This window comes from Azospirillum sp. INR13 (assembly GCF_015390205.1).
Lineage (GTDB): Bacteria > Pseudomonadota > Alphaproteobacteria > Azospirillales > Azospirillaceae > Azospirillum.
In genome coordinates, this window is sequence record NZ_VUOI01000001.1 from 1 (window position 1) to 15,246 (window position 15,246).

Here is a 15,246-nt window from a genome sequence, read left to right on the forward strand (position 1 = left end):
CGGTCCCTTTGCCGCGACCATCCGCCGCGCCGCAGTGCAAAACGCGTCATGACGGTCTTGTAACGGGCGATCCTTGCTTAACCCGACCTTAACCGGGTGGCCGCTATAGAGTTGCTGCATCACGGTAACGATCATCGCCGCAAGGATCGCAATGCCCAGCACCACGAACGCGGACGATCTTCCCGAAACCGGCGAGCGCAGCGACCGCCTCGCCGGTCTGGCCGACCGCACCAGCCTGATGGCCATCGACGCCACGCTGCGCACGCTTGGCGCTCCCCTCAACGTGAATTCCGCCGCCAGCGTGGCGGACATCGCCCGGCGCATGAAGCAGGCGACCTGCGACTTCCGCACTGTGATGCGGGAGGCGGCGGAGTGATCTTGCGGGTACGTTGGACCCCCACCTAAACCTCCCCCGCTCTCAGCGACCTACGGTCCGCCTGCCGCGTCAGCACAAAGCATGGCTTTGTGCGAGAGCTGGGCGGGGGAGGGACTGCCGCTACCCGACCAAGCACTTGTCCCCTCCCCCGCATCGGACCGACCTTCGGTCGGCCGAGAGCGGGGGAGGGTTGGGGTGGGGGCAAGTGTCACCTCAGTTCCTCACGCCCCCTCAGGCCGGAACGCCGACCCCCGCCAGATCGCACACCCGCGCCCATTCGTCTTCGCTGACCGGACAGACCGACAGGCGGGACTGGCGGACCAGGGCCATCGACTGCAGCAGCGGGTCGGCCTTGATCTGCTTCAGCGTGACGGGCGTCCGCACCGGCATCACCGGGGCAACGTCGACCATGCCGAAGCGGCCGGACTCATCGCTGGGGTCCGGGTAATAGGTGCGGACGATCTCGACGATGCCGACGATCTCCAGGCCTTCGTTGGAGTGATAGAAGAAGGCCCGGTCGCCCACCTCCATCGCCTTCAGATTGTTGGACGCCTGATAATTGCGCACCCCGTCCCAATGGGTCGGCCATCGGCGACCATGCGGTCCCAGGAATATTTGAACGGCTCGGATTTTACCAAACCAGTAGGCCATAGCCGGCGCTCTCCCGCTCAGGCCTTGGGGTAGACGCGGCGCCAGGGCCGGATCGTCACGCTGTCGAACAGGCCGGCCTTGGCATAGGGGTCGCCGGCGGCGAACGCCTGCGCGGCGGCGGCATCGGCGCACTCGACGATCAGCAGGCTGCCGACCATGCCGCTCTGGTCGTCCGACAGCAGCGGGCCGGCAGCGAAGATGCGGTCGGCGTTGGCCTCCAGATAAGCCAGATGCTCGGCACGGTTGGCGGCGCGGACATCGGCGGCACCCGCCTTGTCGACGCAATGGAACATGAACAGCATGCGGTCCCCTCCTCCATTCGGTGGAGCGGGAGCCTAGCGCAGGGGACTGCGGCGGGAAAGCGCCGCCTGCAGCTTCACGCCACCACGCGCGGACGCCGCGGCGGCGCCTTGCCGCGGCCCTTGCCGCCTTTGCAGGGGGAATAGCCGCCGGGCGCGATGCGGCCCAGGCTGATGCCGGTGCCCTCGATCTCGCCGAAGCCGCGCAGCCCCATTTCCTGCGTTGCGGCCAGCGCGATGCGGCCGCAGGCCTCGGCGTCGCTGCCGGCATGGTGGTGGTCCAGCGCGAATGCCCAGGAAGTCGGCCAGATGGTTCAGCCTGTGCGCGGTCAGCGTCGGCCAGGCACGGCGCGCCAGCACGACCGTGCAGAGATAGTCGCAGGCGGGCCAGTCGAGCCCGTAGTCGGTCAGGGTGTGGCGCAAGACGCTGAGGTCGAAAGGCGGCGTTGTGCGCCAGGATCAGCCGGCCCTGCACCCGCTCGCGCAAGGCCGCCCATACCTCCGGGAATTCGGGCGCTCCGGCCACATCCTCTTCCCGGATGCCGTGGATAGCGCTGTTGAAGGAGTTGAAGCGCAACTCCCGCGGGCGGATCAGGTGTTCCTCCGTCCCGGCCACGCGGCCGTTCTCGATCCAGGCGACGCCGATGGAGCAGGCGCTGGTGCGGGTCTCGTTGGCGGTTTCGAAATCGATGGCGACGGCGTGGCCGGTGATGACGGTCATTGATGTCCGATTTGCAGGCGGGTCAGAGGCGGAGAATGCCGGCGAGATCCTCGGGCAGCGCCTCTTCCGCCGCCAGCACCCGCAGCTTCAGCAGGCTGGCGACCGCCATGGCATCGGTGATGGCGCCGGCCAGCACCATGTCGATCACCTCGGCGAAGGGCACGCGGCGAACCGCCAGCACCTCGGTCTCGTCGGGAGTGGCCTCGCCCTGCTCCAGACCCCAGGCGACGAAGGTATATGCCACCTCGTCGGTGATGCAGTTGGACAGGTGCAGTTTCATCAGCGGCATCCAGCGCCGCGCCGTCAGGCCGGTTTCCTCACGCAATTCGCGCGCCGCCGACTCCTGCGGCTCCACCCCCTTGCGCCCGCCGCCTTCCGGAATTTCCCAGCTGTATTGCTTCAGCGGAAATCGATACTGGCCGACCAGGGTCACCGTGCCGTCATCGTGGATCGGCACCACGCCGGTGGCGAGGCTGCGGGGATGGACGACGCCGTAGATGCCGGGAGCGCCCTTCGGAGTCAGAACCTTATGTTCGACCACCTCCATCCAGGCATTCTCGTACTTCGTCGTGCTGGTCAGCACGGTCCAGGGATTGCCGGTGGACTCACCGGTTTCGATCGGCACGCGAGGCCCCCTCCGTCGGTTGCGACGGGAGTATAGGGAGACAGCCACCCGGTCGCAATGGCCGCACCGCAGCAGGTCACAGACAAAAATGATAAAATTTCCAACAATTAAGTGAAACGAAGTCCAAATCGTTAAATAATGGTTTTCTTGACAGACAAATCGACCGCTCTTACTTCTAAATTGCAGCAGGAAAAGTCGCAGCCATACTCCGAAAGGGTGAGGCAACGGCCTGCCCATTGACCTGGAAAGGGAAGCTGCGTGGCTCCTCAGTTCGGTCCACAGGATTTGGAGCGGTGGCGAAATCCTGACTGGCGTATCCGTCTGGCCGCTTGGTGGGAAGGGTATGACCTGTCCCGCCTGCCCCGCGTTACGAACCGGTCTGCCCTGCGTAACTCGATGGACCAGCGCAGAAACGGGCCGGTCAATGCGGTCGGCACCGCGTTCGGTCTTTCCGCCCCCTTCCCCGCTGCGGACGATCCGCTTGCCCCCGGACCAGCGGCTGGCGGCAATCCGGAACTGGATCGGCTGGCGTTGATGCAACTCGACCGCCACGGCGAACCCGTCTGGTCGCCGGCACGCAGCGAGGGGGCACAGCTTCTGTGGGGCCAGGACATGACCGGGCCGGAGGAAGCGGCGTGGATGCTCGACTCGGTCCGCTCCTTCGGCCTGAATCCGGCCAAGAGCGTGCTGGACCTGTCGGCCGGTCTGGGAGGCACCGCCCGCGCCCTGGTGGAGAGCTGCGACACCTGGGTGACCGGGCTGGAACCGTCGCCGCTGCTGGCGAAGCTGGCGATGGACCGGTCGAAGGCGCTGGGACTGTCGAAGAAGGCGCCGATCGCCCATTACGACCCGGAGCATTTCAACCAGGCCGGCAGCTTCGACCTGGTGATGGCCGACCGCATCGTCCACCGGGTGCGCGACAAGGAGCTGTTCCTGGACCGGGTCGGCGACTGCGTGAAGCCCAAAGGCGGCATTGCCCTGTTCGATTACGTGATCGACGGCGCCCCCGGCTCCTGGGATGCCTGGAGCGCATGGCGGGACGAGGAGCCGATGGAGGTCTATCCCTGGACCGCCACCCGCATGGCCGACGAGTTGACGCAACGCAACCTCGACCTGCGCATTTCCGAGGATCTGACCCAGTTGCACCGCCGCCACATCATCGACCGGGTGCGCAAGCTGGCAGACACGCTGACGAACGCCGTACCGCCGGCGCCGGTGCTGACGGCGCTGAAGCGCGAGCTTGCCCTGTGGTGGGCACGGCTGAAGGTGCTGGGCAGCGGCCTGCGCTTCGTGCGCTATGTGGCGATAAAGCCTGCATAAGGCGGCGGAGCAGACCTCTCTAATGTTCATATGAATAAAGAGAGAATCTGCTGAAATGGCATAGGATGTTCGATGGATATCGCCCTAAGATCGGACCGGCGGATTGGGTCCGGGCGATGCTCCACGACCATGCCCATGCTCCCGCTTTCTTCGTGCCAAGCGTTTGATCTGTACAGACCACGCCCTACATCTTGCCTGCATGACGCGCGGGCGCCGTGGCGGCCGTCCCAGTCTTTTGGACGATCTCCGGCGTCCTTCTGACCGTCATCAGCCGGACCGTAACCGAAGCGCTCTCCCAAGCGCCGCCCAAGGCGCACGCCCGACCCAAAGGCCCCAATTCAAGAACCATGGAGGCTTCCCGTGACCACCTTCACCGGTCAGGATTCGCTGAAGACCCGCCGCTCGCTCAGCGCGGGCGGCAAGAGCTACGACTATTTCAGCCTGAAGGCCGCCGAGGAGGCGGGCCTCGGCGATCTGTCGCGGCTACCGTTCTCGATGAAGGTGCTGCTGGAAAACCTGCTGCGCTTCGAGGACGGGCGCACCGTCTCCGTCGACGACGTGAAGGCGGTGGCCCAATGGCTGGTCGACAAGCGGTCCGACCGTGAAATCGCCTATCGGCCCGCACGGGTGCTGATGCAGGACTTCACCGGCGTGCCGGCGGTCTGCGATCTGGCGGCGATGCGCGAGGCGATGGCGTCGCTGGGCGGCGATCCGGCGAAGATCAACCCGCTGGTGCCGGTCGACCTCGTCATCGATCATTCGGTGATGGTCGATTACTTCGGCGGCAACGACGCCTTCGAGAAGAATGTCGAGCTTGAGTTCGAACGCAACCTGGAACGCTACGCCTTCCTGCGCTGGGGCCAGAAGGCTTTCGACAATTTCCGCGTCGTGCCGCCGGGCACCGGCATCTGCCATCAGGTGAACACCGAATATCTGGCGCAGGTGGTGTGGGCCGACAACGACCCGTCGGGCAAGCCGGTGGCCTATCCCGACACGCTGGTCGGCACCGACAGCCACACCACCATGGTCAACGGCCTGTCCGTTCTGGGCTGGGGCGTCGGCGGCATCGAGGCCGAGGCCGCGATGCTGGGCCAGCCGATCTCCATGTTGATCCCGGAAGTCGTCGGCTTCAAGCTGACCGGCCGGATGAAGGAAGGCATGACCGCCACCGACCTCGTGCTGACCGTCACCCAGATGCTGCGCAAGAAGGGCGTGGTCGGCAAGTTCGTCGAGTTCTTCGGGCCGGGCCTGGACAGCATGACGCTGCCCGACCGCGCCACCATCGGCAACATGGCGCCGGAATATGGCGCCACCTGCGGCATCTTCCCCATCGACGCCGAGACCATCCGTTATCTGACCTTCACCGGCCGCGACCCCGACCGCGTGGCGCTGGTCGAGGCCTATGCCAAGGCCCAGGGCATGTGGCGCGAACCGAACAGCCCCGATCCGGTCTTCACCGAGGTTCTCGAACTGGACATGGCCACGGTGGAGCCGTCGCTGGCCGGCCCGAAGCGTCCGCAGGACCGCGTTGCCTTGTCGGCCCTTGCCCAGGGCTTCGCCAAGGACATGACCGAGGCCTACAAGGCGGACGACCCCAACAAGGCGGTTCCGGTGAAGGGCGCCGATTACAGCCTGGAACAGGGCGCGGTCGTGATCGCCGCCATCACCTCCTGCACCAACACCTCCAACCCGGCGGTGCTGGTCGCCGCCGGCCTGCTGGCCAAGAAGGCGGTGGAAAAGGGGCTGAAGCAAAAGCCTTGGGTGAAGACCTCGCTGGCGCCGGGCAGCCAGGTGGTCACCGACTATCTCGCCAAGGCCGGGCTGCAGCCCTATCTGGACCGCATCGGCTTCAACATCGTCGGCTATGGCTGCACCACCTGCATCGGCAATTCCGGCCCGCTGCCGGAGCCCATCGCCGCGGCGGTGGAGGAGGGCAACCTCGTAGTCGGCGCCGTACTGTCGGGCAACCGCAACTTCGAAGGGCGGGTCAACCCGCACACCCGCGCCAATTATCTGGCCTCGCCGCCGCTGTGCGTCGCCTATGCGCTGGCCGGCAACCTGAACATCGACCTGACGACGGACCCGATCGGCGAGGGCACCGACGGCCCGGTCTATCTGAAGGACATCTGGCCGACCAACCGGGAGGTTCAGGACGCCATCGACGCCTCGCTGACCGCGGACATGTTCCGCAGCCGCTATTCCGACGTGTTCAAGGGCCCGGAGCAGTGGCAGGCCATCGCCACGGCGGAGGGCCAGACCTACCAGTGGCAGGAGGGCTCCACCTATGTGAAGCTGCCGCCCTTCTTCAGCGGCCTGACCAAGACGCCGGACCCGGTGTCGGACGTGCGCGGGGCGCGGGCGCTGGCGGTGCTGGGCGATTCGATCACCACCGACCACATCTCCCCCGCCGGTTCGATCAAGCGGACCAGCCCGGCCGGCGAATATCTGCTGAGCTATCAGGTCCGTCCGCAAGATTTCAACAGCTACGGCGCCCGCCGCGGCAACCATGAAGTCATGATGCGCGGCACCTTCGCCAACATCCGCATCCGCAACGAGCTGATCCCCGGCGTGGAGGGCGGCGAGACGAAGCATTATCCGTCGGGCGAACGGCTGCCGATCTACACCGCCGCCATGCGCTACGCCGACGAAGGCGTGCCGCTGGTCGTGGTCGCCGGCAAGGAATACGGAACGGGGTCGAGCCGCGACTGGGCGGCGAAGGGCACCCGGCTGCTGGGCATCCGCGCGGTGATCGCCGAGAGCTTCGAGCGCATCCACCGCTCCAATCTCGTCGGCATGGGCATCCTGCCCTTGCAGTTCAAGGACGGCCTGACCCGCACCGAGTTGAAGCTGGACGGGTCGGAGACCTTCGACATCGCCGGCATCGAACAGGACCTGCGCCCGCGCAAGGACGTGACACTGACCCTGACCCGCGCCGACGGCAAGGTGGAGACCTACCCGCTCCTGCTGCGCATCGATACGGTCGACGAGGTGGAGTATTACAGGAACGGCGGCGTGCTGAACTTCGTGCTGCGGAATCTGGCGAAGTAAGGCTGTGCTCCAATAAACTGCCGGCAGGGAACACCTTTCCCGGCCGGCAGCCCTGAGACAGCAGGATACGACACCAGAGCGTGTGGTACGGAAGCGCCTCTCTCTCGGAAAAGGCGCTTGACCCTAGGCGACCATTGCCCTACCCCTTCCGATAGGTAGGTAGCTAGGAACCTACCTATGTGTACAGGTCCTCGAACCCGGCCTTCGGATCCGCGCCGTGCGCGAGCCGGGGCGAACAACATGGGTTAACGCCATGCCAAACCTTCAGGACGTCGTCGACAATCCCGAACTCCTTCAGGAGTCCATCAGGACGATGATGAGCCTCAGGGGCAGCCGCGGCGAGGTCTGCCTGAACCACGGCATCCGCACCTCGGAAGAGCTGGATGCGCTGGTCCGCCGTTCGCTGGAGCAGAACGCGTCCGACGACGTCGACGTGGCGGCCTTCCGCCGGCTGTTGGGTATCGAACAGGAATGAGCGGCGGTGCCGGTGCGGCGGCATCCGCTCCCCCAATCATCATTTCCGACAATATCCGACAGCAGATCTACACTGACTATGTCGGCTTCCTGATCGAGGCGTGCCGCGTCTTCCGGCTGCCCCTGTCCTGCGTCGAGTACAGCCAGCAGGAGCTTGCCCTCGCCATCGACGAGGCGGAGATCGACGTGCAGGCTATGCAGGCGCGCCGCTCCCGTACCCACGGCATTTCACCCGGCAAGATCGCCGGGGTCCTGGCGTTCCGGCTCAGCCGCTTCAAGATCGTCCATTTCAAGGAAGAGGCCTGGAAAAATAGCCACTTCCATCTGGTGCAGGAATTGGCGGCCACTCTGCTGGTGCGCAAGCTGTTCATGCCCTGCCAAGTGCCCGCAAAGAACATCCTCGAACTGAGCTACCAGCTCTCCCGCCGCCACGCGAACCAGGAGACGGCAGGGCTGTTCTTCGACGCCTTCGCGGCGGGCTGACGTAACGATTGTTGGGGCACACGAAAGCTGTCCACGTCGAGATCTTACCCGCCATAGACTTAAGCCTCCGGCCTATGGAATTCCCGTCCGTCGCGAATCCAAGAAGGCGTCCGCGCAACAATTGTGCGAGAGCGGTTCATTCGGCGCAATATCACGTCGGGGAAATGGAGTCGCGGCACACCGAATCAACCGTCCGTACTGCTCAATCCGCTGCCGAGCCAAGTCAGCATGTCGCCTACGCGATGCCCTTCGCTCTCATGTCCTCTGGACGCTTAACAGCTTGTGAATGCTAGAAAAACCGGCCACGAGTAACATCGAATTGCAAAATAACATTGACGATGTTATCTTGCAATTCGATGTTACCTAAGGATGCTCCAATGGAACCACTTCTCGAGGCGTTCGGACGATACATCGGCCGCATGACCGGTTCCGAGCCATCCATCGATCCGCGACAGACTGCAGGTCTGCCCGTGTTCTTGCGCCAACGTTTCGGGCTGTACGCCGTGCGCTTCGGACGGAATGAAAGCACCGGCCTTGTGCTACGCAACCCTGACGACTTCTCCCCAGCCGCTTTCGAGAAGCAGGTGCGCCAGTTCCCGGCGTCCGTTCAAGACAGCTACGTCCTGATCGCTGAACAGCTACCGGGATATGTGCGGAACCGCTTGGTTGAGCGCGGCATCCCCTTCGTTGTGCCGGATGTTCAGCTCCATTGGCCGGACCTTGGCATCGCCGCCCGCACGAGGGGAGGGCGAAAGCCTTCCTCTGTCGGTCAGCACCTGAGCCCAGCAACGCAAGCTACGGTGATAGCGGTCCTTTCCGGTTCCGTCCGAGACGGACTCGCCGCTCGGGACATGGCCAAGCTCCTCGGGTACACGAGAATGACAATGAGCAGGGTCTTTGACGAACTCGAAAGCGTCGGCTTGGCCAGAACAACGCGGCACCGCCACGAGCGGCGCCTGCACTTCAGCTGGCAAGGGCAGCAACTTTGGAACGCGGCACGTCCAAGACTGCGCGACCCGGTGCGCAAAACACTGCGCTTCCATGTCGAGGACATTTCAACGGCGGAGCCCTTGCTCGCTGGCGAGAGTGCCCTGGCGAAGATGAGTATGCTCGTCGCCCCGGCGGAACCTGTCTATGCCGTCGGCCCGAACGGCTGGTCGATGATCCGCGACACCGCTCCCGAGGTGATCCCAGTCGGGGATACCGGCACCTGCCTGCTGCAAATTTGGGCGTACGACCCCACCATCGCCGGCCGCGATGGGCGAGTTGATCCGTTCTCGCTGGCCCTCAGTCTTGCGGAGATCGAGGACGAGCGTGTCACCTTGGCTTTGGAGGAAATGATGGAGACGATCGCATGGTAAAAGGACTTGACCGCTTCGCCAGCCACTTCAAGGGCTACGAGAACCAATTCGTTCTGATAGGTGGAACAGCGCTCGTTGTCGCCATGGAAGAAGCCGGAATCGACGCCCGGGCAACCAAGGACCTGGACATAGTCCTGTGCCTTGAGGTGCTCGATCCTGGATTCGTGAACCACTTCTGGGCGTTCATCAAGCAGGGCGGCTACGAACGCCAGGAGCGTGGCGAAGGCAAGCGGGTCTTTTACCGCTTCCAGAAGCCGACGGACCCGTCCTTCCCGGAAATGCTCGAGCTGTTCTCCCGCAAGCCGGACGCGCTCACCCTGGCCGAAGGACAACATCTCACCCCAATTCCAGCCGGAGAGGAGGCTGAGAGCCTGTCCGCGATCCTGCTCGACGACACCTATTACGCATTCCTTCACGAGCGCAAGCACATGATCGGCGACCTCCCGCTGGTCGATCCGTTGGGATTGATCGCCTTGAAGGCATACGCGTGGAAACAACTCTCGGCTCAGAAAGCGAGTGGCGGAGGCGGTGACAGCAAGAACATCACCAAGCACCGAAACGATATCTTCAGGCTCTTCGCGATGGTGGATCCCGATGCGCGCATCGCGGCGCCCCCTCAGATCAAGGATGACATCGCACAGTTCTTGAGCGGCCAGGATCCCGCACTTGATCTCAAGCCTTACGGGCTGGTCGGCACCAGGGCTGGCGAGATGATCCAGGCCCTCAAAGCGATCTACGGTCTCGATGGCGGATAATAACCGACATCTCTACAATTAACGAGGGCGAGGCTCTTCAGGAGCCTCATCTTCATCGAAAGGGCAGGCGTCGAGATCACGGCCCGTCTCGGCAGGTGCCCGAGATGCACTCACCATCAGCAACGCCGTTTCCGCCTCCTCTCGCAAATAGAACGGCCTCGGTCTTCCGATCTTCCCGCCCGCGCCGGCCGGCCGCACGCCCGCTGCGTCGAGGCGCAGCTTCACGGCGCGGAGTCCAATGCCGCCGCACGCCTCGTTCAGCGTCACGATGTCGGCGAAGTCCCGCAGGAACCGATCGGCGTCATCCGGCCGTACGCGGAAGCGCTGCCGCATGCTGCCACCGCTCACCACATGCGCTAGCAGCCCTGCTCGGCAAGCGTTCCTCAGCATCTCCGGTCAAGCGCCCCGCGCAGCGCCGAGAATGTTCAGATCGGCTCGACCGTCTGCATCCAGCGGGCAGGCCGACGCGGCCAGCGCCCGCAACCCGTCGTCGGACAGCAGCAAGCCGCCAAGACCCGGCAGATCCGGATTCCGGCCGATCGGGCGCAGACGTCCTTCGCGAACAGCCCGCAGAACATCGGCAGGCGCCAGCCCGGAGCGACGAATACAACTCTGCCGGAGATTTGCGAACTCTACCGCCCCAAGTGGCCGCGGCATGCTCGCCAGGCCCTCGGTGGCCGCCTTCAGAAAACGTGCGATCTCCACGCGCTCGACGCGCCACCATCCGTCGAGGGGCTGCCCTGGACCGCGCCAGGCAGCCAGCGCCCCTTCAGTCAGCAGCTCCTGGACGATCTTCCGACTGAGTCCCAGCAGTTCGGCCGCGCCATCAACACCCACGGAGCCTTCGATGCGGCGGGCGAGGCGATGAGCTGATGCAATGTCTGCGTTCATGACCTTGGCTCGGGCCGCCTTATCGCATGCCCCATCCAAGAGCCCGACATCGAGCATCCGCTCCAGCAATCTTCGGTCCTTCACGCCCGCGATCGCCGCGACGCCGCCAAAGCTCAGCACCCCGGTGTGCTCGGTGACCTGCCTGAAAAGGGCCTTGCCATCCCGGCTGAGCTTTCCCAGGTGGGCTTCGATCGCCTCATGCATGAATCCGATGGAGCCGAGGGTGCCGTTCCGCCTCATGGCCTTCGACAACTCCCCGAACCTTCCGTTTCGCCCATTGCCACGATTGGTCACAGCGTGTGTCGCCGCCACCCGCTCCAGGTAATCATCGATCCGTTGAGGCCAGTCCGCCAGCGTCCGGGCCACCCGGATCAAGAGAGAGCGCCGGCGGTCCGGGGACTCCGTGCCGAAAGACTGCATGGCCCGGGTCGCCGTTATGCAGTCCGGCTGCGCCAACATGGTAATCAAGCCCACCAGGCGATCGAACTCCAGTTGTTCGATCCCGTCCGGGAAGAACACGCCATCGGCAGGCGCCGACACGGACGCTCCCGCGGATCGCAGCAGGATTTGGACAAGAGCCAGTTCCTCCGGTTCCGCAGCGCCACCTACAATCCCCGCCAAATCGGCGCCGCAACAGCATGTCGCCACGCCCAGCCGATTCCAGGCCAAGCGCTTACCACAGCGCCGGCATTCATGGGTCATCACCCGGCCATGCTCGGGACACACCGTTGTGAAGCTCATCTCCCAATGCCAAGGAATCGTCCGACGCCCCTCCTGGAAACAAATGGGGCAGACCGGCGCCTGCTTCGCCTCGACCAGGACGCGCAGGATGGGAACCCCGGACGGGAGAGCAACCCGTCCTGAGGCCCAACCCGCGTCGAGCGCCGGATAACCGATCTTCCGAAGCACTTCCGGGGACACGCCCGTCAAGGACGCCAGTGTCGGAAGGTGGCGCGACACGAAATCGACGGACAGCCGTTGGTTCGATTGATACCCAGCCATCTTCGGAATCCAAAGTGGCCGGTCATAGATGTTGAGCTCTGCCAGCCTCAGAAGGTAGCCGAAGATCGATTCGTCCGGATCGGGAGCGCGCTTCACGACCAAGCAGCAATGATTGTGAATCATCAACGTGGCTCCGCAACCGGTACGCCAGTGGGGCGGCTGGCTACTCGAGCCGTCTTCGCGCTGTCCAGCTGTCCCGCAGCCGCGAAGGACTGAACAAGATCAGTGCGACCGCCATAGAGCGCGGCCGCTGCGGCCAGGAGCGCCGATGCGTCGATCCCCAGCTCACCGGCATCAACCGCGATGTCCAGGGCATGCTCGACGAGTTGGACCGTCTGGCCGATCAGCCCCTCGCAATGTGCGTGAATAGCGCGGGCAAGCGGCAGCGCATGAAGCGCTGATGGTGCAGAGAAGGGGAGGCTGCGTCCAAGTTCACGGAGAAACAGGCGATGCTCGGCCCGATCGTCGGGATCGGACCAGGAAAAGGGCTCCATCGAGAACTGGGCTCGTTGACGGCGCTTGATTTCAGGCTGGGCGATGAGGCGCCCCTCCGCCTCGCCGTTGACGACCAGGACGATCGGAATGCGAAGACTCTCCGAGATCATCTTCAGGGCATCTTTGGCGTTCCGCGACATGGTGCCGACGGAGCCGCTAGAGTTCGCCAGGACCAGATGATGGACCTCGTCGAGGATCAGCATTCCAACGCCGAGTTCCGCCACGAAGGCCTTGGCACGCAGAAGCATGCGCGACTCCGACCCACGCTCCCAATGCGGATCGCCCAGAGCCTGTAGGATGTTCATGGCGATCCCCTTGGTGCTCGCATTGCGCGACGGGCAAGTAACGCGCACCGCCTTGCCGTCCCCGGCAGGACCACGGATCGCCCCGACCACTTCCTCTGCGAATTTCCGGACGACCCGGCTCTTGCCGGACCCGCTCTCACCGACCAGCAGCATGAGCAGTTTGTCCTCCTCTGGGTCGGCACGGAGCCCAAACGCATAGAGATCCGCCATCCGGCGCAGCGCGGTCCGCGCGCGGCGGTGCATGAAGAACATACCGGACAAGGACGCCTTGCGGTCCTCAGCCGTCGCCTCCGGCGCCGTCCGCCTCGGCATCGTCAGCGTCCCCAGGGGCGCGATCAGCCCATCCATCGGCGTAGTGCTCCCGAGCCCAGGCATCGAGCGCCCCGTCATCTCCATCGTCGATTTCGAAGGGGTCGAAGTCAGGATCCTGTTCGGCGTGCGGAAGGTGCTGTCCGCCGGCCCGCCGACTCCCGGCACTTCGTCCAGCGCCTCCCTGCGCGCGTCGTCCATCCTTCCGAATCCCTTCTGTTGTCCCCGGTCCGCGATCACCGATACCTTCCTTGTTGCCTGACGAACGTGGCGGGGGGATATCCGCCTGGACATGGAGATCGTCATAGCCGCCGGGGGACGGCGGCACTGCCTCCTTCATGGACTTGACCGCGAGGCCGGGCGGCACCGTCTCACCGCGCCGCCACTTCGGTGCGGCAACATTGGCTGGTTTGGCCTCCGACGCTTTCGTCAGCCCGCTGAGAATCTCGTCCTGCCGTGCCCTGCGATCACTGTCGGGCAATCCCGCTGATCCCGGCCTCTGGCTTCGCGCCGCCGCCAGCGCCGCAACGGACGCGGCGTCCGCGCTTTCCACACACACGAGATCGATCCAGCGCCTCCCCGACGCGTTATAGGCCCAGAGCCGCAAGCGATCGTCCGGATCGTGGCGACAGAGGATCCTATCCGGCGCCTCCCTCAGCACATCAACGTCGGGACCGCTGTAGTGCAGGTTCCCGATGCGGATTTGCCCATGGGACAGGCGCCGATGTTCTTCATGCCCTGTAACGATGCGCAGGAGACGCTCGTCGATGGGGAGAAGCATGGCGCCGTGCTTCTCGATGCCCCGCGCCCAGATGTCTGCAGGGATGCCACCCAGACCGCGATGGAACCGCAGCTCATAGACCTCCCGGATGAACCGATCCAACGCGGCCTCGAAGTCGGCTCGATGCACGACAGCGTGTGCTACCGGGTCGTAGTCACCACGCCGTCCAATAGAACCGAACGTGGTGCCTGGGATACGGTGGATAAGCCCCTGGTTCAGCGTCCTGAACACCCGCTCCATGATGCCCTTGTGGTACGGTGTTCCGACCTCACAATACTCGACGATGATGCTCAGCTCACCGCAAGCGCGGCGGAAGCGTTCGGAAACGAACGCCGCACCGTTGTCGACCAGAATTCGCCGTGGAACCACCCCGGACTCGAGAAGGGCCTTCCGCAGGCAATCCAGCGCCGCCTGGGTGTCTGGGCCATCGGAGATATGGAAGGACAGGATCCGACGGCTGTAGGCGTCAATGATCGCGGCAAGCCAAAGACGCACTGGCTGCACGCGCCCCTCTTCGACCAGCATCACGTCCAGAACGGCGAAATCCATCATCACGACCTCACCCGGAAACGCAGCGGACGGCATGGCGTAGACCGGCTTGAACGCCTCGTCCGCCGCCTTGCGCCCCTCGCGGACAACCATCAGGAAATACGGGTCACGCTGACGGATCGCCCGGCGAATCGTCTCGTCAGACGGCAGGTGCAGAGCATCTTCGGGTGGCCGGGTTGCGTTCTCATCGGCAATGTAGCGCTTCAGGCGTCCGACCACGTCTCCGAGCGTCGTGCGCTCACGCCGGAGGAAGCGCTCGTCGATGGCTGTCTCAATGAGTTCACGGAGCTTCGGATGCAGGCGGGCGGACTTCGGTCCCTTGTCGATATGACGGTCGATCAGGCAGCGAACATCTGGACAGGATCGATACTTGGTGACCCAGCGACGCACCGTGCGCGGATCCCGAATGGGAAGAACGTCGCGCGGCGGCCGGATCGACGAGAATGCATCATGCACCGCCTCACCCGAGCAGCACCCATCATAGTGGTCGAGCAGGAAACGGACGATCTTCTCACGCCACTGCGCGGTAGACAGCAATGGGCCGGTGAATTCGATCGCTTCGCCACCGCGCATCCGCACATGGTCGATGCGTCCGTTTCGGTCCCGGAAGAAGACGCCGACCTTTCTCTTTCCCAAGGCGACATCGAATTCTGGCCGCGGTACCGTGCGCCACTGCCGTCCCAGGCTGTCGTTGAGAATGACGAAATCGTCCGCGACCACACCCACCACGCAGTGTGTCCGTCCGAAGCGGATTGCGGTTCCCCGCGGCAGGCAAGAGGCATCAACGGTGATCATGACGGT

At 64.4% G+C, this 15,246-nt stretch carries 14 protein-coding genes and 2 pseudogenes; 7 read left to right on the forward strand and 9 right to left on the reverse strand.

From position 1 onward, the window contains the following. Positions 1 to 151: 151 nt before the first annotated feature. Positions 152 to 376 carry a hypothetical protein gene (locus F1643_RS00005; RefSeq protein WP_194909638.1) on the forward strand — a complete coding sequence of 75 codons (225 nt, stop codon included), beginning with the start codon at positions 152 to 154 and terminating at the stop codon, positions 374 to 376. Between the two features lie 231 nt (positions 377 to 607). Here the strand turns inward: F1643_RS00005 and F1643_RS00010 are convergent. From F1643_RS00010 to F1643_RS00025, 5 genes and pseudogenes are all read right to left on the reverse strand, one after another. Continuing rightward, a pseudogene (locus F1643_RS00010) lies at positions 608 to 1,027 on the reverse strand (EVE domain-containing protein). Between the two features lie 17 nt (positions 1,028 to 1,044). Next, positions 1,045 to 1,329, reverse strand: coding sequence for a YciI family protein (locus F1643_RS00015; RefSeq protein ID WP_014248716.1), 285 nt, complete (start codon positions 1,327 to 1,329; stop codon positions 1,045 to 1,047). A gap of 74 nt (positions 1,330 to 1,403) precedes the next feature. Then, complete coding sequence (locus tag F1643_RS21870) at positions 1,404 to 1,541, reverse strand: hypothetical protein (protein ID WP_255542251.1); 138 nt, start codon at positions 1,539 to 1,541, stop codon at positions 1,404 to 1,406. A gap of 281 nt (positions 1,542 to 1,822) precedes the next feature. After that, positions 1,823 to 2,047, reverse strand: a pseudogene (locus F1643_RS21875) (exonuclease); the annotation flags it as partial. Between the two features lie 22 nt (positions 2,048 to 2,069). Further along, on the reverse strand, positions 2,070 to 2,672 hold the full coding sequence (locus F1643_RS00025; protein WP_194909640.1) for an NUDIX hydrolase: 603 nt from the start codon (positions 2,670 to 2,672) through the stop codon (positions 2,070 to 2,072). Positions 2,673 to 3,068: 396 nt separating this feature from the next. On the opposite strand from F1643_RS00025, the gene F1643_RS00030 reads away from it, so the two are divergent. The 6 genes from F1643_RS00030 to F1643_RS00055 all read left to right on the forward strand — a co-directional run bounded on the left by F1643_RS00030 (position 3,069) and on the right by F1643_RS00055 (position 10,113). After that, positions 3,069 to 3,992, forward strand: a complete 924-nt coding sequence (locus F1643_RS00030) for a cyclopropane-fatty-acyl-phospholipid synthase family protein (protein ID WP_255542252.1) — start codon at positions 3,069 to 3,071, stop codon at positions 3,990 to 3,992. Between the two features lie 360 nt (positions 3,993 to 4,352). Then, entirely contained in the window at positions 4,353 to 7,040 is a 2,688-nt protein-coding gene (gene acnA / locus F1643_RS00035) for an aconitate hydratase AcnA (protein WP_194909642.1), read from the forward strand. Between the two features lie 253 nt (positions 7,041 to 7,293). Then, positions 7,294 to 7,515 (forward strand): hypothetical protein, encoded by a 222-nt coding sequence (locus F1643_RS00040; protein WP_194909643.1) that lies wholly within the window; start codon positions 7,294 to 7,296, stop codon positions 7,513 to 7,515. Next, positions 7,512 to 7,997: a hypothetical protein gene (locus F1643_RS00045; RefSeq protein ID WP_194909645.1), complete on the forward strand. Its 486-nt coding sequence runs from the start codon at positions 7,512 to 7,514 to the stop codon at positions 7,995 to 7,997. The genes F1643_RS00040 and F1643_RS00045 overlap by 4 nt, the downstream gene beginning before the upstream one ends. A gap of 377 nt (positions 7,998 to 8,374) precedes the next feature. Beyond that, positions 8,375 to 9,358, forward strand: coding sequence for a MarR family transcriptional regulator (locus F1643_RS00050; RefSeq protein WP_194909647.1), 984 nt, complete (start codon positions 8,375 to 8,377; stop codon positions 9,356 to 9,358). Continuing rightward, complete coding sequence (locus F1643_RS00055) at positions 9,352 to 10,113, forward strand: hypothetical protein (protein ID WP_194909649.1); 762 nt, start codon at positions 9,352 to 9,354, stop codon at positions 10,111 to 10,113. The genes F1643_RS00050 and F1643_RS00055 overlap by 7 nt, the downstream gene beginning before the upstream one ends. An 18-nt stretch (positions 10,114 to 10,131) precedes the next feature. Here the strand turns inward: F1643_RS00055 and F1643_RS00060 are convergent, their stop codons facing one another. The 4 genes from F1643_RS00060 to F1643_RS00075 form a co-directional block, all read right to left on the reverse strand. Continuing rightward, positions 10,132 to 10,446, reverse strand: coding sequence for a hypothetical protein (locus F1643_RS00060; RefSeq protein WP_194909651.1), 315 nt, complete (start codon positions 10,444 to 10,446; stop codon positions 10,132 to 10,134). A 63-nt stretch (positions 10,447 to 10,509) separates the two neighbouring features. Then, positions 10,510 to 12,129, reverse strand: a complete 1,620-nt coding sequence (locus F1643_RS00065) for a TniQ family protein (protein WP_194909653.1) — start codon at positions 12,127 to 12,129, stop codon at positions 10,510 to 10,512. Continuing rightward, on the reverse strand, positions 12,129 to 13,154 hold the full coding sequence (locus tag F1643_RS00070; protein ID WP_194909655.1) for a TniB family NTP-binding protein: 1,026 nt from the start codon (positions 13,152 to 13,154) through the stop codon (positions 12,129 to 12,131). Before F1643_RS00070 ends, F1643_RS00065 begins: the two co-directional genes overlap by 1 nt. Next, positions 13,084 to 15,240, reverse strand: coding sequence for a DDE-type integrase/transposase/recombinase (locus F1643_RS00075; protein WP_194909658.1), 2,157 nt, complete (start codon positions 15,238 to 15,240; stop codon positions 13,084 to 13,086). Before F1643_RS00075 ends, F1643_RS00070 begins: the two co-directional genes overlap by 71 nt. Positions 15,241 to 15,246: the final 6 nt, after the last annotated feature.